14 protein-coding genes are annotated in these 17,123 nt (G+C 62.6%); 8 read left to right on the top strand and 6 right to left on the bottom strand.

Translation table 11 applies throughout. From position 1 onward, the window contains the following. Positions 1-687, top strand: a complete 687-nt coding sequence (locus ACG33_RS03070; protein WP_066918598.1) for an FkbM family methyltransferase — start codon at positions 1-3, stop codon at positions 685-687. Between the two features lie 6 nt (positions 688-693). Here the strand turns inward: ACG33_RS03070 and ACG33_RS03065 are convergent, their stop codons facing one another. Next, the gene (locus ACG33_RS03065) at positions 694-1,587 is read right to left on the bottom strand and encodes a galactosyltransferase-related protein (protein ID WP_066918597.1); all 894 of its coding nucleotides are present in this window, start codon (positions 1,585-1,587) and stop codon (positions 694-696) included. 367 nt (positions 1,588-1,954) lie between these two features. Between ACG33_RS03065 and ACG33_RS03060 the strand changes: the two genes are divergently transcribed. Next, the gene (locus ACG33_RS03060) at positions 1,955-2,989 is read left to right on the top strand and encodes a CPBP family glutamic-type intramembrane protease (protein WP_066918595.1); all 1,035 of its coding nucleotides are present in this window, start codon (positions 1,955-1,957) and stop codon (positions 2,987-2,989) included. Between the two features lie 152 nt (positions 2,990-3,141). Here the strand turns inward: ACG33_RS03060 and ACG33_RS03055 are convergent, their stop codons facing one another. Genes ACG33_RS03055 through ACG33_RS03045 form a run of 3 tightly spaced genes read right to left on the bottom strand, consistent with a single transcriptional unit; the run spans position 3,142 to position 5,639 of the window. Next, positions 3,142-3,717, bottom strand: a complete 576-nt coding sequence (locus ACG33_RS03055; RefSeq protein ID WP_066918593.1) for an LON peptidase substrate-binding domain-containing protein — start codon at positions 3,715-3,717, stop codon at positions 3,142-3,144. 15 nt (positions 3,718-3,732) lie between these two features. Beyond that, positions 3,733-5,121 (bottom strand): UDP-N-acetylmuramate:L-alanyl-gamma-D-glutamyl-meso-diaminopimelate ligase, encoded by a 1,389-nt coding sequence (mpl, locus tag ACG33_RS03050; protein ID WP_066918591.1) that lies wholly within the window; start codon positions 5,119-5,121, stop codon positions 3,733-3,735. An 11-nt stretch (positions 5,122-5,132) separates the two neighbouring features. Further along, on the bottom strand, positions 5,133-5,639 hold the full coding sequence (locus ACG33_RS03045) for a hypothetical protein (protein WP_066918589.1): 507 nt from the start codon (positions 5,637-5,639) through the stop codon (positions 5,133-5,135). A gap of 73 nt (positions 5,640-5,712) precedes the next feature. Between ACG33_RS03045 and rnd the strand changes: the two genes are divergently transcribed. Beyond that, positions 5,713-6,816: a ribonuclease D gene (gene rnd / locus ACG33_RS03040; RefSeq protein WP_066918587.1), complete on the top strand. Its 1,104-nt coding sequence runs from the start codon at positions 5,713-5,715 to the stop codon at positions 6,814-6,816. A gap of 96 nt (positions 6,817-6,912) precedes the next feature. Here rnd and ACG33_RS03035 read toward each other — a convergent pair whose 3' ends face one another. Further along, positions 6,913-8,103: an adenylate kinase gene (locus ACG33_RS03035; RefSeq protein WP_237392675.1), complete on the bottom strand. Its 1,191-nt coding sequence runs from the start codon at positions 8,101-8,103 to the stop codon at positions 6,913-6,915. Positions 8,104-8,251: 148 nt separating this feature from the next. Between ACG33_RS03035 and ACG33_RS03030 the strand changes: the two genes are divergently transcribed. Beyond that, on the top strand, positions 8,252-9,514 hold the full coding sequence (locus ACG33_RS03030) for a 6-phosphofructokinase (RefSeq protein ID WP_066922743.1): 1,263 nt from the start codon (positions 8,252-8,254) through the stop codon (positions 9,512-9,514). A gap of 129 nt (positions 9,515-9,643) precedes the next feature. Then, the gene (locus ACG33_RS03025; protein ID WP_066918586.1) at positions 9,644-11,680 is read left to right on the top strand and encodes a sodium-translocating pyrophosphatase; all 2,037 of its coding nucleotides are present in this window, start codon (positions 9,644-9,646) and stop codon (positions 11,678-11,680) included. A gap of 105 nt (positions 11,681-11,785) precedes the next feature. Here ACG33_RS03025 and ACG33_RS03020 read toward each other — a convergent pair whose 3' ends face one another. Beyond that, the gene (locus ACG33_RS03020) at positions 11,786-14,098 is read right to left on the bottom strand and encodes a bifunctional diguanylate cyclase/phosphodiesterase (protein ID WP_157071651.1); all 2,313 of its coding nucleotides are present in this window, start codon (positions 14,096-14,098) and stop codon (positions 11,786-11,788) included. Positions 14,099-14,595: 497 nt separating this feature from the next. Between ACG33_RS03020 and ACG33_RS03015 the strand changes: the two genes are divergently transcribed. From ACG33_RS03015 to ACG33_RS03005, 3 genes are read left to right on the top strand one after another with little or no spacing between them, the layout of a single operon-like run. Next, entirely contained in the window at positions 14,596-15,237 is a 642-nt protein-coding gene (locus ACG33_RS03015; protein ID WP_066918582.1) for a protein-L-isoaspartate O-methyltransferase family protein, read from the top strand. Between the two features lie 54 nt (positions 15,238-15,291). After that, on the top strand, positions 15,292-15,612 hold the full coding sequence (locus ACG33_RS03010; protein ID WP_066918580.1) for a rhodanese-like domain-containing protein: 321 nt from the start codon (positions 15,292-15,294) through the stop codon (positions 15,610-15,612). Between the two features lie 42 nt (positions 15,613-15,654). Next, a complete protein-coding gene (locus ACG33_RS03005) occupies positions 15,655-17,076 on the top strand; it encodes a TolC family outer membrane protein (RefSeq protein WP_066918578.1) in 1,422 nt (473 codons plus the stop codon). The last annotated feature ends 47 nt before the right edge of the window (positions 17,077-17,123 follow it).

The raw sequence follows: 17,123 nt of genomic DNA, 5'->3' as shown, positions 1-17,123 counted from the left end.
ATGAGAAAGCTGCTGAATCGTCTGCTGCGCCCGGCCGGCTACCGCATCGAGCGTATCTCCCGGTTTCAACGCCAGCTCGATACGCTGGTGCGCGGCGCACCACAAGGGCTCAAGTTCGTACAGATCGGCGCCAACGACGGCGTGCGTTTCGATGGGCTGTATTCATTCGTAACGGAACATTCGTGCGCCGGCATCGTGGTCGAACCCTTGCCCGACATGTTCGGGCGGTTGCGGATGAATTATGCCGATTACCCGCAAATCGTGCCTGTCAATCGGGCCATTCACACGACAGCCGGCGTATTGCCGATCTTTCGCGTCGCCCCTTCGGCGATGCCGCGTTATCCGGGCTGGGCCAATGGTATCGCCTCGTTCGATCGCGACCATCTGATCAGACACGGCATTCGGCCGGCCGATGTGATCGAGGAAGAGGTGCACTGCGTACCGCTGATGGAACTGCTCGAGCGTACCGGAATGCTGGACGCAGTCCTATTGCAGATCGATACCGAGGGTTACGATTCCGCCATCCTGCACATGATCGACTTCGCCCGATTCCTTCCCACCCTCGTCAAGTTCGAGCACAAGAACATGACCGGCGTCGAGCGAGCGGCGCACGCTGCGCGATTCGCCGCAAACGGCTACCGTGTCGCCGCGGAAGGCATCGATACCATTGCCTGGCGGCCTTCCTGAAGGATCCTACCAGCGAACGCGTAGCCTTTCGTGATCGCCATGACCCCGATGATCGATGACTTCATAGCGTAGCGTGCTCAGCCCATCCTGGGCGGGATCCAACAATCCTCGCACCAGGCGACTGCGACGCCGGCGGTTATGCTTCCAATGGGACGGTACGGTCCGAGCATCTCTGCGCACCTGCTGGTGCGCTGGATTGGGCAGGTCGAGAAATCGTCCCTGCGTGTCGTAGTAGCACAACATCCCCTGCAGCAGCAGACGAAAAAAGAAATCGTCGTCTTCCCCGCCCCATCCCCAGTAATCGTTCGAATAGCCGTTGGCCGCGAATACCTGATCCTTGCGGATGGACACCGCACCGGAGAAATAATGTTGCGATCGCTGAGCATCGGCAGGCGGATCCGCCCGGTGATCGGCAATCCATCTGACCAGACGCAGCGGCTGGGAAGGACAGGCGTAGTTCGCGACCAGGGGCAGCGCGTCCACGTCGTGCAGGCAATAATAATCGGTTGCCTCGGCCGTGAAACGTATCCCGGCGTTGATGAGCCTGCCTCGATTGAACAGTTGCCCGCGCTCCTGCTCGACCACGACGATCCGGTAGCGAATACCCTGTTCGCGCAGCATGGGTACCAGTATCGGCAGCAATTGACGCAGATGGGTTTCCCGGTCGCGAAACGGGATGACGATTGTCAGCCGCTGGGTGGATGTGAACGAAAGCGGTTGCGCCACGCGGCATTCGAGCACCCGGCGGCGCATCATGAACGTCAGCTTCCAATTCGCGATGCTGACGGGGACGTAGCGTCCTTGCACGCACCAGTCGCCCAGAGGGTCGTGTCCCAGGCGCGTACTCGGCCACAGCCGATTGAACCAGCGCTGCGCTGCCGACAGCGTACTCTGCGGCACTCAACTGCCCCCGCTCAAGACGGTCGTCCTGGCGCAGGAGCCATAGATGACGAATTTCCGTCAACTCTGTTCTGTCGAAGCATGAAGCCCATCAAACCATGGATCAGCGCGGCACTCCACGAAGAACGCCACAAAATTGGGGCAGCAAAGCGCTGTGCCGACCATTTTAACGAGTGACACGTCCGGATGGAGGGCTTTCATTTACCCCGATCGAGACCATGAACGAGCGCCTGGCGCGGACCGCGCTGATTCATGCTAGGGTTTTCACCGTCGAGCCGGTCGCATGCGGCCTCCGGCCCTGCGGGCGCCGGACGCGGCAAGCCGCCGTGACTTTCAAGGAATTCCAACAAGAAATCCCGGTCGCCACATGCGCACATTCCTCCTGTTCGTAGTCCTGCTCACCGCATCCCTGATTCTAGCCGCGGCCCTCACCTATCCGGCATGGCTCCTGGTCGGCACCATTTCCGTCGAGCCCGTCCATCGAGTCATGAACCGGCTGGCGATGCTGTTCGCACTGATCGGTCTGGTGATGCTGACACGCCGGTTGGGACTGGCCAATCGCACGGCGATGGGCTACGGCCTGCCTCGGCGCGAATTCATGGGCCAGTTGGCGATCGGGTGGCTGGGCGGCGTCGTACTGATGGCGCCGCTGGTCGCATTGCTGCTCGGACTCGAGGTGCGGACGCTGAAGGAGGGCTTCGCGCAGACACTGCCGGCGCTGATCGCAGGCGGCATCGTTTCAGGGCTGATCGTGGCGCTGATCGAGGAAACCTTCTTTCGCGGCATTCTGTTCACGGCCCTGTCGCCCGGCGGCAATATCGGAGAATCGCCAGACGACCGCCATGCCGTCCCGCTCATGGGTTTTGCCTGCCGTGAATCCGAAGGCGCGGCAGGCAAAACCCATGAGCGGGACGGCACAACCCAGGGTAGTTTCGAGCAGAGCAGCACTCGATCCGCCAACGCAGCGGCGCGCGGCTCCGGCATCGTCGCTGCGATCCTCGCACCCAGCCTGCTGTATGCGTTCCTGCATTTCCTGGGCGGCAAGCTGCGCATCCCGAATGACGAGGTTTCCTGGTTGCATGGATTCACCGTCCTGGGCCAGCTGTTCGAGCACTATGCGGATCCGCTGACCTTCATCGACTCCTTTCTTGCGCTGACGATGCTGGGCATTCTGCTGGCGCTGGTGCGCTGGCGCACGGGAGCCATTGGCGCCTGCATCGGTCTGCACGCGGCCGGGGTCTGTGTCATTGCCGTGCTGCGCGCCGATACGACGCTCGAGGAAACCCGCTTCTCCGCCCTCGTCGGCAGCTATGACGGCGTGATCGGCTGGGCCGCCCTCGCATGGTTCGCGCTCATCGCCCTTGCGGTTGCGCTGACCCGCCCCCGGGCCGCGGCTTCGTGACGGTCCTCGGCCGTCCGGTGACCTGCCTGCCGCCCATGGGCGGCAGGGCATAACCCAGGGTGGTTTCGAGCAGGGCGGTTTGGACAGGTGCTCAAACGCCTTTGCATCGGCCGCTGACACCCTTCAAGCGACATCCCGAAGGGTCCGTGCGGCTAATGATGCCTGATATCCAGCCGCTCACGCAGGAACTGCAGGCGCTCGAGCGCGCCGTTCATTTCCAGGCAGCGCTGGCGCTCCGGCAGCGTGAGCGGCAACAGTTGCGCCAGGCGCATGCCCACCCAGCTCGCATCGTCGTAGCGCGGAGCACCAGGCGCATCGCCAGATGATACGCCGGCCTGCCTCACCAGTTCGGCCAAGACCGCCATCTCCGGCGGTATCGATAGCGCCGCCGTCTCATCCAGCCATTCCACCACCGCTGTGTTCAGCCCGTCGCTGCGGCACGTCGTCGACAGGATACGAAAACGATGCCCGCCCTGCGCCGTGATGCCCAGGAGACCATCGCTGAGTTGCTCGAAGTCGGCGATCCGCGCCAGGGTGCCCACTTGCGCCGTGCGTACCGGGCCGCCCGCCTCGACGCCTGCAAGGATCAGCACCACGCCGAATCCGGCGTCTTCACGCAGGCAGCGGCTGACCATGGCAAGGTAGCGCGGCTCGAAAACCCGTAGTTTGATCAGCCCCCCAGGAAACAGGACGGCCCCCAGCGGAAACAATGGCAAATTATCGGTCATTGCCAGCCAGGGCAATCATGAGGATGTGTCGGCGAGACGGTCCAGCAACCGACCATGAATTCCATCGAAGCCGCCGTTCGACATGATCAGTACATGATCCCCGGGCGCCAGCGTGCTCACCAGAAGATCGGTCAGTTCACCGCTATTTTTCACGACTCTGGCCCGCTCTCCCAGGGGAGCCACCGCCCCGGCAACATCCCATTGCACGTTCGGCCCCTGATACAACCACACCCGGTCCGCCAGTTCCAGGGAACCCGCCAGCGCCTCACGATGCGTACCGAGCTTCATGGTATTGGAGCGCGGCTCCAGGACTGCCACCAGACGCGCCGATCCGACACGTCGCCGCAGAGCCTCGATCGTAGCCGCAACGGCCGTGGGATGATGAGCAAAATCGTCATACACGGTAATGCCGCGAACCACACCGCGGATTTCCATGCGGCGGCGGACCCCCTTGAAGGATTTCAGGGCCGCGATCGCCACGTCCATATCGACGCCGGCATGACGTGCGGCCAAAATGGCGGCCAGCGCATTCTCGGCGTTGTGCCGGCCGGGCATGGCCCAGTCCACCGTACCGGCGCAATGCGTGCCGCGCATGATCGCAAAGCGGGTGTAGTCTCCTTCGTCAGGCACGGCCACATGCCAGTGTTCCAGCGCTCCGTCCCGCTCGAGGGGAGCACCGGCAAAATGCTCGACAGGCGACCAGCAACCCTTGGCGATCACTTCCATGACATGCGCATCCGCGGCATTGGCGACGACCAGGCCGTTGCGTGGAACCATCCGTAACAGCTGCTGGAACTGCCATTGGATGGAGGCCACGTCCGGATAGATATCTGCATGATCATGTTCGAGGTTATTCAGAATGGCCGTGCGCGGACGGTAGTGCACGAATTTGGCACGCTTGTCGAAGAAGGCGGTATCGTATTCGTCGGCCTCCACGACGAAAGGAGCACCCGTGCCCAGACGCGCCGATACGGCAAAATTGTCTGGAATCCCGCCGATGAGAAAACCCGGGTCCAGGCCCGCATGCTCCAGTATCCAGGTCAGCACGCTGGCGGTCGTGGTCTTGCCATGCGTACCGGCAACCGCCAGGGTCCACCGCCCCGTGAGTACATGCCGTGCCAGCCAATCCGGTCCCGAGGTGTAGGGAATGCCGCTTTCCAGCAGCGCCTCGATCAAGGTGTTGCCACGGCTCATGACGTTGCCGACCACCACGATGTCCGGTGCGAGCCGAAGCTGCCCCGGCTCGTAACCCTCGATCAGCTCGATACCCAGGGAGGTCAACTGCTCGGACATAGGCGGATAGACGCCGCTATCGGATCCTGTCACGCGATGTCCGGCTGCGCGCGCCAACGCTGCAATGCCGCCCATGAAGGTGCCGCAGATACCGAGGATATGAATGTGCATCGCGATCCCTGTCAGACGGCGCCGAGCATGATCTGGGCGACCGCTTCGGTCGAATAGATGATCGCCACGGTGAGCGCCATCCCGGTCATCAGGCCACGGTCCAGTGCATGCATGAAAATCCTTCCCATGACCAGCGCGATGATCAGAAATCGCAGCAACAACCAGTTGCTCGCCAGGTCATTGCCCAGACCCAGCCCGATCTGCAGTGCGCGCACCGTGATATCCAGTATGAGGATCATCACGCCTACGCCCAGGGTCGCAGTGATGGTCTGAACGAATCGCTGGCGGCGTCCGAAAAACGCCAAGACCAGCCATAGCCATCCGCTGATCATCAGCACATCCACACCAATGAAGACCACCGCGGCGCGCAGGCTCAAATCGAACATCTGCACGCCGATGAACTCGATGGCCACGTACATGAACAGCACCATCGACGCCAACACCGTGGAAGCCGGCAGATCCTGAGGTCCCTTACGCCACAGTGCGATATCGACGAAGGTTTGCAGAAGTCTCAGCATGTGAGTCGAGAAGCCGGCGCGGCGCCTATAATATCGATGCGGTCATCCCCAGGCCGATTGTACACGCACCTTCATGCAAGCCACGCTTCCCATAGCTACGTCCGCCGATCTCCTGTTGGCCCTGGAGCGGCTGTCGGCCGCTCGTTTCCTTGCTCTCGACACCGAATTCATGCGCGAGAGCACCTATTTCCCTCAGCTCTGCCTCATTCAAGCCGCCACGCCGGATTTCTGTACGCTCATCGATCCGCTGGCGATACCCGATCTGCAGCCGCTATGGCAACTGCTTGCAAACCGCGAATGCACCAAGGTGCTGCATGCGGCGCGCCAGGACTACGAAGTGATCTCCTTGACCAGCCCATCGGGCCCGCCAGGTCCGGTGTTCGACACCCAGATCGCAGCAGCCCTGCTCGGCTACCCCGCGCAGATCGGCTACGGGCCGCTCGTTGCCGAACGCCTGAGCGTTACCCTGGCAAAGGCTCATACACGTGCGGACTGGTCGCGACGGCCGCTCAGCGAGGAGCAACTGCGCTATGCCGCCGACGACGTACGTTATCTTGTGCCCTTGTATCTGGATCTGCGTAACGCCCTGGAGGCGGCCGGCCGGCTGGAATGGCTGCTTGAGGAGACATGCGAACTCGAACGTCTGGAGTTGCACCGAACCGATCCGCGGACTGCATGGCAACGGCTCAAGGGATTGGACCGGCTGCAACCCGAGCAGCGCGCCACTGCGAAGCTGCTGGCGCAATGGCGTGAAAACACCGCAATGAGGCACGACAAGCCTCGAGGCTGGATTCTTACCGATGACGCCCTGCGCGAGATCGCCGAGCGTCTGCCCGCGAGCATCCAGGATCTCGGGCGGATCCGCACCCTGCCTGCCGGTGTCATTCGCCGTCGAGGCGCGGAACTATTGTCGCTGGTGGAGCAAGGGTGCGGCATGGCGGACGCCGAAGCGCCCGCAACACTGCCGCAGCGGCCCGAACCACAACAGCTCTCACAAGTGACGCGGCTCATGAACTTCGTACGCACCCAAGCCCAGGAGTTGCGCATCAGTCCCGAACTGCTCGCGACACGTCGCGATGTCGAGCGCCTGGTGTTCTCGGGTCATGCCGAGCGCCTGACGAAGGGATGGCGCCGCGAAGTGATCGGCGAGCACCTGGCCGCACTCGCCGGAGCCTGATCCCATCCCCCTATTCCATCGTCGAGAACGACCGCCGAAGAATCCTCATGAAGGGATCACCGCGGCCGGGTTGCCCCTCCTGCAGCAACCCCGGGTTTATTTCTTCCTTGCCGCTTTTTTGGCTGTTTTCCCTGCTGCCCCGCGGCGTACCCCGCGGCTGCCGGCCGCGCGAGGCGCCCGTGCCGTGCGCTGCTTCGCAGTCTTGCGGCCTAGCGCTGTTCTTGCCGTCGGCCTGGCGGCTTTCCTGGACAGCTTCTTCGTCGTTCCGGCCTTCCTTCTTGCGGTGACCGTGGCCGGCTTCCTTGCGCTCGCGGCCACCTTAGCCGTCTTGCTCGCAGCGGCCTTGGCGGCCTTGGCTACCTTGGCTGTCTTGGTCGCTTTGACGCCTGCCTTGCGCAGCGCCGTCTTGCCGGCGGACTTTGCTTTCCGGATCACCGTACCCGCCGGCCGGGCCTTGGCGACCGCCTTCTTACCTGATGATTTCGCCGGCCGGACCACCGGACTCGATGCCTTGGATTTCGCCGTCTTGGATTTCGCCGCTCCGCCGGCAGGGCGGATCGTCCTCGATCGCACCGGTTTCGCAGATCGCGGCGTGCGCTTGGCCGACTTGCGGCCGACCCGCACTGCTGCCGATGAGACGGGCCTGGTCAGCGCGGCGGATTCCATGCGCTCGAATACTTCATCCTGCTCACCTTCGCCCGCGACCGCCCGCAGCAAACCCAGCCGCGTGTAATGCCGGACCAGCGGCCGGGTCTGCCGCTCGTAGACCTCCAGGCGCTTATCGATGACTTCTTCCTTGTCATCGGGCCGCTGATAGAGTTCCGTTCCATCGCGCGCGCAGGTCATGACGCCGGCCGGCAGCGAATGAATATTGTAGATCGCGCCGCATTTGGGGCAGCTGCGCCGTCCGGTCAGACGCCGGGCCAGGGATTGCCGGCGCACGTCGAGCAACAGCACGACCTCCAGGGGCTGTCCTATGTCCTCCAACAGTTTGCTCAGCGCCTTGGCCTGATCGATATTGCGGGGAAAGCCATCGAGGATGAAGCCGTTCGCCGCATCGGGACGGCCAAGGCGATCCCGGATCAATCCCAGCACGATATCGTCGGAAACGAGTTGCCCGGAATCCATCGCCGCCTTGGCCTTCAGGCCTAGCGCCGTTCCACGCGCCACGGCGTCGCGCAGCAGATCTCCGGAAGAGACCTGGGGCACACCATATTTCGCTTGTAGACGTTGCGCCTGTGTTCCCTTGCCCGACCCCGGGGCTCCCAACAGTACGATACGCATCATTCGCGCGGACCTCCAGAAAAGAGGCGCTACCCTACAGAAAAGCGAGGCGCCTGGGTACTAGGAAACCTTGGTTTCGAACGCCCGGCCAGCCACCCGCTGCGCTATCCTTGACTCATTGCCACGTTCGTCCAGGTGATGCATGCCCGCCATGAAACCCCGCAATGCCTTCTATGCCCAATCAGGCGGCGTGACCGCGGTGATCAACGCCTCGGCCTGCGGGGTCATCGAAACCTGCCGCAAGCATCCGCAACGCATCGCAACGCTCTACGCCGGCCGACACGGCATCGTCGGCGCCCTGATGGAAGACCTGGTCGATACCCGGCGAGAATCGGCCGCCGCGATCCGTGCGCTGCGGCATACCCCCTCGGGCGCCTTCGGTTCAGCCCGCTACAAGCTCCGGAAATTCGAGGACGATCCCACCCAGTACCTGCGTCTGATCGAGGTCTTCAAGGCGCACGACATCGGCTATTTTTTTTACAACGGCGGCGGCGATTCGGCTGACACCTGCCTCAAGGTTTCGCAACTCGCCGAACGTCTGGGCTATCCCATTCAGGCGATTCATATCCCCAAGACCGTGGACAACGATCTACCGATGACCGACTGCTGTCCGGGCTTCGGTTCGGTGGCCAAGTATGTCGCCGTATCCATCCGCGAGGCCGGCTTCGATGTCGCCTCGATGGCGAAGACATCGACCAAGGTGTTCGTTCTGGAAGTGATGGGCCGGCATGCCGGCTGGATCGCCGCGGCCGGCGGACTGGCCGCTGAACAGGCCGCAGATGCACCCCACATCATCCTGTTTCCGGAAATCGCCTTCGATGAGGATCGCTTTTGCGCGCGTGTAAAACGCAGCGTGGAAAAATACGGGTACTGTGCGATCGTGGTCTCCGAAGGCGTACGCGATGCCGCGGGTAAATTTCTTTCCGAAACAGGCGGCCGCGACGCTTTCGGCCATGCCCAGCTCGGCGGCGTGGCGCCCTTCATCGCACAGCGGATCAAGGTCCGCCTGGGCTACAAGTATCACTGGGCGGTTGCCGACTATCTGCAGCGCGCGGCCCGGCACATCGCCTCCAAGGTCGACGTGGAACAGGCCTATGCGGTCGGCAAGGCCGCGGTGGAACTGGCGCTCAAGGGCCACAATGCGGTCATGCCGGCGATCGTGCGTGTCTCCGACCGGCCTTACCGCTGGAAAATCGGCATGGCGGACCTCGAAAGCGTCGCCAACAAGGAAAAAATGCTGCCGCGTGACTACATCACTGCGGATGGATTCCATATCACGGCCAAGGCCCGCCGCTATCTCTCCGGCCTGATTCGCGGCGAGGACTACCCACCCTACAAGGACGGCCTGCCGCAGTATGTGGTCCTGAAGAATGTGCCCGTGAAAAAGCAGCTCAAAAAAGGCTTTGTGCTATAGTTTTACCAGCTCGGCCCGCCGGTAAAGTACTTTGGTCCCGGCAGGCTCGGCATCGCGGCGCAAGCATCGCCGCGAAGTCCAACGTAAGCTTTTAAGAACTAATTTCCCGCAAAGGGGAGGATCATTTTCATGTCCACAGATGTCGCGCTTTGGCTCGCGATCGGCGCCGGCGTACTCGCCGTACTCTACGGCGTCGTCGCTTTCGGCTGGATCAATAAACAATCCGCCGGCACGGAACGCATGCAGGAAATCGCAGCTGCCATTCAGGCTGGAGCCAAGGCTTATCTGAACCGGCAGTACACCACGATCAGCCTGGTCGGCGTGGTGTTGTTCGTATTGCTGGGATTCGCCCTCGACTGGCAGACCGCCGGCGGATTCGCCATCGGCGCGATACTGTCGGGCCTGGCCGGCTTCATCGGCATGAACGTTTCCGTACGCGCCAATGTGCGTACCGCGCAGGCTGCCAGCGTCGGCCTGAACCCCGCGCTCTCCATCGCCTTCCGGGGCGGCGCAATCACCGGCATGCTGGTGGTCGGCCTCGGACTGCTCGGCGTCGCCGGCTACTTCGCGCTGCTGGGCGCCACCGAGGAGGCGCTGCATGCACTGGTCGGCCTGGCTTTCGGCGGCTCGCTGATTTCCATCTTCGCCCGCCTTGGCGGCGGCATCTTCACCAAGGGAGCCGACGTCGGCGCCGACCTGGTCGGCAAGGTGGAGGCCGGCATTCCCGAGGACGACCCGCGTAACCCGGCCGTCATCGCCGACAACGTCGGTGACAACGTCGGTGACTGTGCCGGCATGGCCGCCGACCTGTTCGAGACCTACGCCGTCACCATTGTGGCGACCATGGTGCTCGGCGGCCTGATGTTCCAGGCGGCGGACGGTGGCCTGGACATTCGCTATGTCTTGTACCCCCTGGTACTGGGCGCGGTTTCGATCGTCGCCTCCATCATCGGCTCACTGTTCGTCAAGGCTCGCGACGGCGGCAAGATCATGAATGCCCTGTACCGCGGCACGGCGGTCTCCGGCATCCTGGCGCTGATCGCCTTCTATGTGATTACGCCGCAGGTCATGGGCGATGCGGCGGGCGGATTGTTCGCCTGCGCGGTGATCGGCCTGGCGCTTACGGCTGCGCTGATCTGGATCACCGAGTATTACACCGCCACCGAATACAGCCCGGTGCGTACTGTCGCAGCGGCCTCTCAGACCGGTCACGGTACCAACGTGATCGCCGGCCTCGCCGTTTCCATGCGCTCGACGGCCTGGCCGGTGCTGGCCGTATGCGCCGCCATCTGGGGCTCGTATCATTTCGGCGGCTTGTACGGCATCGCGATCGCCGCAACCGCCATGTTGTCCATGACGGGCATGATCGTAGCGCTGGATGCCTATGGCCCGATCACCGACAACGGCGGCGGCATCGCCGAGATGTCCGGTCTGCCCAATGAAGTGCGCCAGATCACCGATGCCCTGGATGCGGTGGGCAACACCACCAAGGCGGTCACCAAGGGCTACGCGATCGGCTCGGCCGGTCTGGCTGCATTGGTGCTGTTCGCCGACTATACCCACAACCTCGAAGCGGCCGGCAAACTGCAGGAATTCAGCCTGTCGGATCCCGCCGTGATCATCGGCCTGTTCATCGGTGGACTGGTGCCCTACCTGTTCGGCGCCATGGCCATGGAAGCCGTCGGACGCGCCGCGGGCTCTGTCGTGGTCGAAGTCCGCCGCCAGTTCCGCGAGATCAAGGGCATCATGGAAGGCACCGGCAAGCCGGATTATTCCACCGCCGTGGACCTGCTCACCAAGGCGGCGATCAAGGAAATGATCATTCCCTCGCTGCTGCCCATCCTGGTGCCGGTGATCGTCGCCTTCGGCATGAACTATTTGATGGGTCCCGGCGCCGGCATTCGCGCCCTGGGTGGACTGCTGATCGGCACGATCGTTACCGGTCTGTTCGTGGCGATCTCCATGTGCACCGGCGGCGGTGCCTGGGACAATGCCAAGAAGTACGTCGAAGAAGGCAATTTCGGCGGCAAGGGATCGGAGACCCACAAGGCTGCGGTGACCGGAGATACCGTAGGCGATCCCTACAAGGATACTGCCGGCCCCGCCATCAATCCGTTGATCAAGATCATCAACATCGTGGCGCTGCTGCTGGTGCCGTTGCTGTAAGCAACCCACCCGCCGGCCTCTCCCCAAGCGGCGCAGCTTCACGGCTGCGCCGTTTTTATTTCACAACGATCCTACACGGCATCCTGCTGGACCGCGGCATAGACGCTACGTCGTGCGAACCACCACTCTGGCCAGCGGCTGCGGCCGGCCCACGTGGAAGCCCTGCACGAAATCCACGCCCATCCTGGTGGCGATCTGCAGCGCTCCCGCATCCTCGACCTGCTCCGCGATGACCTGGAAATTCAAGCTTCGCGCCAGCTTGACCATGGCCGCAACCATCGCCTGATTGACGCTGTCGGTTCCCAGATTGCGGATGAACGTGCCGTCGATCTTCAAATAGTCGAGCGCGAGATTTTTGAGGTTGCCGAACGAGGACAAGCCGCGGCCGAAATCATCCAGCGCGAACTGGCATCCCATGCCATGCAGTACGCCGATGAAACGCTGCGCATGCTCGATATTCGTAATGACCGAGTTTTCCGTCACCTCGAAGCACAGCTGGCTGGGCGACACGCCCGTACGATCCAGCACGTCCACGACGAACTCCAGAAATTGCGGATCTCCCAATGTTTGTCCCGACAGGTTGATCGCCAGGCTGCGATGCGCGGGCAAGCGGATGCCGCCGCGGCCCAGCGCGGTCAATGCCGTTTGCACGACCCATCGATCCACGTCCGGCATCAGTCGATAACGCTCCGCCGCACGCAAGAACTCGACCGGTGAGATACCCTCCGGCATGCCCTCATCCTGCAAACGCAGCAGTACCTCCAGCGCCGGTCCCTGTTTCGGATCGGTAGCGGTGGCTACGATCGGCTGCGCCAGCAGTTCGAAGCGATTCTCCTTCAGCGCAGACTGCAGCTGCTGCAGCCAATGGATCTCGCCACGATGTCGCGCCACCGCTTCGTCACGAGCCGAATAGACGTGCACATGATTGCCCTGTCTTTTTGCTACGTAGCAGGCCGAATCGGCTGCGCTCATCACTTCTTCGGGTGCGCCGCTTTCCCGTGATATCTCGATCAGCCCGACACTGACCCCGATATTGAATATCTTGTCCTTCCACACAAAGCGGTATTCGCTGATCCTACGCACCACGTCATCGGCGATCTGGCGCGCCTTGTCCAGAGGACAACCCACCAGCAGCATGCCGAATTCGTCCCCTCCCAAACGTCCGACCGTATCGGAATCCCGCACCGCTTCCTTGATCAGGGCCGCGACTTCACGCAGCATGCCGTCGCCCGCCATATGGCCGCAGCTATCGTTGACTGCCTTGAAGCGATCGAGATCCAGGTAACACAACACATGGTGCCCGTCGCCGGAATGCGCCATCGCCAGCACTTCCTCCAGCCGCCGCTCGAATTCCCGGCGATTCACCAGGCCGGTGAGCGCATCATGACTCGCCTGATAGGACATCTGCTTGGTGATGCCGCGTAATTCGCTGACATCACGCACCACGATGACGGTGCCCAGCAAATCGCCCTTCTGCCCCTTCAGCGGCGTCACCGTCAACTCGACGGAGCGCTCCTCGCCGTCACCGTGCGAAATCATCACCCCGCGGCGTCCCGCCGTGATCTTCGATTGGGTTGCCAGGCAATGGCGCACCGGATCGCCCAAGGAGCCCCGGCTGCCTTCATCGAGCAGCGTGATAATATCGGTGATCCCCTTGCCCAGTGCGTCCACGGCGCTGACGCCGAGCAATTGTTCACCCGCCTGATTGAGATAGTCGATGCGCCCGTTGATGTCGGTGGTGACGACGCCTTCCCCCAGGGAATCGAGTGTTTCCCACGCCGTCGAACGGGCGCGCGACGGGCTCGGCACCGCCGCCACGCGCGGCCCCATCTCGACTACGGTAAGCAGTAATGCCGCGCCGTTCTGATAATCGATCCTGACCGCGGTCAGCTCCGCCCGAACGGTGCAGCCGCTCTCCGGGCGCAGTTCTATTTCCAGGCGTTCCAGCCCCGGCTCCGCGTGGAGCGTACGCCGCAGATGCTCACGTGCCAGATCGGCATAGTCAGGATGGACCAGTTCGGACAGGGTCCGGCCCTCCAGCTGCCGGGCCTCCGTCAGGCCCATCAAGGAAGCGAATCGTTCATTGCCGAATACGAACGCCTCGCGATACACGGCCACCGCCTCATGCAGACCGCCCAGCAAGCCGGCGAGAGAACGCTCACGTTCATCGATCAGCATTTCTTTCAGCGCCACCTGTTCCAACAGCCGGTTGGCGCTGTCGGTGAATGGCGCAACGGCGCCGCCGCCGCCGCCGCGCAACCGTTCCGCGAACCGCCCGGTACGCACGATATCTTCAAGCTGGCCTGCCGCTCGCACCAACGCCGCCGCCCGCAGCTCGCGCCATACGAGCAGCGCCAGCAGCGCTACGACCGCAACAACCAGTGAAAGAGTCAAGGTCCCCAAAATAAGGGCACTCACCAATTAACAGCCAACTCAACCATTACCCCGACCATCGCTCCAATCATCACCGGTAGCGCCCGGTCGGTCGCCTTGCGTTAGCGTATTCCCGCCTTCCATTCCCGGATTGCAAGCCTATTCGGAACCAAACGGCGGACACGCACGCAAATCCCTGGTTTCCCGCCGGTAGCATAGCGAACGGCGGCTCTCCTGCCTTGCGGATTGACCATATTGTAGGCAGTCATTTCATAGCGGTCCGATGCCGAGCCCTGAACCTGCCGGTTGCAGCACTGCGCCAGGTCCGCTGGGCGGCTCCGGCGGCAGATTTTCGCCGGTTTGCGCCCGGTCGGCTCAGCGGCGGCCCGGCGGATAGCTCGACCGGCGTTTCGATCTGCCGGCCTGGGCCGCAATATGCTGGCTTGTCATAAGCCGCCCGCCTGAACCAGCCGCCTGAACTTGTGTGCCGGATTCAAAGTTCGTAACCTTGCGCTCCTCTCAACGATATCTCCTCCACGACTATGGAAGCCGCGCGCGACACGATGATCGAGCAGCAAGTTCGCACTTGGAACGTGTTCGACGATCGCGTACTTGACGTCATGAGGCAGGTGCATCGGGAAGTGTTCGCACCAGGTTATGGCGAACTGGCGCACATGGATGCGCCGATCCCGCTGCCCCATGGCCAAACGATGCTACCGGCCAAGCTGCATGGGCGTATCCTCCAATCCCTGGCTGTCGACAGCAACGATATGGTACTGGAAGTCGGTACCGGCAGCGGCTACCTGTCAGCCTGCCTATCCAGGCTTGCCGCCCGGGTCCGCTCGCTGGAAATCATTCCGGAACTGGCAGCCTTGGCAAAAACGAACCTGCTCGCCGTTGCCGCCAACAACGTCGCCGTCGAACTCGCCGATGCGCTGCAGCTCCAGGAACAATCGGCCTATGACGCTATCGCCGTGACGGGCTCGTTGCCGATCTATGACGAGCGGTTTCAGCAAGCCCTGCGCATCGGTGGACGAATGTTCATCGTCGTCGGGCAGGCACCGGTCATGGAAGCCTGGAAGGTGACCCGGACCGGCGAGCGCGAATGGCAGCACGAAAGTCTGTTCGAGACGATTATCGATCCTCTCATCAACGCACCACGCCCGTCCACCTTCGTGTTCTAGCGGCACCTGCGGCGGCGGCTTCCTTTTTTCTCCTGGCCTGCGGCCGGTATCATCATGAGCATTCCCGAGATCACTCCCGCCGAATTCATCGAGCGGCGTGAGCGCGGCGATATCCTGACCTTGCTGGATGTACGCGAAGAATGGGAGTTACAGATCGCACCCGTGCCTGGCGCGATACACATCCCGATGGATCAGATCATCGATCGCATCGGCGAACTCGATCGCAGCCGCGAAACGATCATTCTGTGCCGCTCGGGGCGGCGCAGTCTGGATGTAGCGAAATTCCTGCAACAAAACGGCTTCCAGGCAGTTAATCTCGCAGGTGGTGTACTGGCTTGGTCCCGTGACGTAGATACAAGCATTCCCGGTTACTGAGGCACCGAACCACACTCGGCAGCGAGCCGATGGAAGCAATACATGAAGCCATGCGCATATCTCGTCATCGCCGGCAGCGTATCGTTGCTTGCGAGCGTGGCCTGGCCCGCGGATCTGGTCACGGTCTATCAGCGCGCCCTGCAGAGCGATCCCCAGATCCGTGAGGCGGATGCCAATCGGCTAGCCAGCCTCGAATCCAAACCGCAGGCATTGGCGGCGCTGCTGCCGCAGCTGAGCGCCAGCGGCTCCTACTCGAAGACCGATCAGGAAGTGGAGCGCACCACGCTCATCAACTCCGATCCGTCCATTCCCACCAGCCCGCTGGTACCACGCACGATCGGCAGCGACAGCGACTTGGATGCCAGGCAGTATGAGTTGAGCCTGCGCCAGACGCTGTTTCGCTGGGATCAGTGGGTCGCACTCAAGCGTGCCGATGCGCAAGTCGCACAGGCCGAAGCAGACTTCCAGGCCGCCCAGCAGGACCTCATCCAGCGCACTGCACTGCGCTATTTCGACGTACTCGCCGCCCAGGACACAGTCGACGCCGCCGAAGCCTCGCTGGAGGCCTTTTCGCGACAACTGGAACAGGCCGATAAGCGTTTCGAAGTGGGGTTGGTCGCGATCACGGATGTCCAGGAAGCGCGCGCAGCACATGACCAGGCCGCCGCGAACGTGATCCAGGCTAAACGTACGCTGGCAACCACCCGGGAACTGTTGCGCGAACTGACGGGTGAGTCATTCGACAGCCTGGCGGCACCGATCGACGACATGCCCCTGAAAATCCCGGATCCCCTCGACCAGAACCAGTGGGTGAGCACAGCGCTGGAGCAGAACCTGCGCGTCATCTCTGCGCGTCTAGCCACCGATATCGCCAAACAGGACATCCGGGTGGCACGTGCCGGGCACTACCCATCGATCGATCTGGTGGCCAGCCGCTCCGATCAGGATTTCGATGGCACCCAGATCGGCCGCAACGCTGCCGGCCAGAGCACCGCACGCAGCCCTGCCGATCAGTCCCAGACCACCGATTCGATAGGTATACAAGTCACGGTGCCCATTTATTCCGGCGGTGCAGCTTCCTCGCGTGTGCGCCAGCGTGTTTATTTGCATCGCGCAGCACGCGAACGTCTGGAGCGGGCGAATCGTGAAACCGAGCGTTCGGCCCGTGACGCCTACCTCGGCGTACTCAGTGAAATATCCCGCGTCAAGGCGCTCAGACAGGCGCTGGAATCCAGCCAGACTGCGCTGGAGGCGACCGAAGCCGGCTTCGAGGTCGGCACCCGAACCACCGTGGATGTGCTGGATGCACGACGCCAATTGTTCGCTGCACAAACCAACTATTCACGCAGCCGCTACGATTATCTGCTCAACGTGCTGCAACTCCAACTCGCCTCAGGAACCCTCGGATTGGCCGATCTCCAGGAGATCAACGGTTTCCTGCAGGAACGCCCGCTCTCGCGCTAGAGCCTGCCCCCGCCAGATCTTCCGCCCGCCAGATCCTCATCCTCAGC

The organism is Steroidobacter denitrificans (assembly GCF_001579945.1).
In the GTDB taxonomy this organism is placed as follows: domain Bacteria; phylum Pseudomonadota; class Gammaproteobacteria; order Steroidobacterales; family Steroidobacteraceae; genus Steroidobacter; species Steroidobacter denitrificans.
This window is presented reverse-complemented; position numbering and strand designations above follow the sequence as displayed.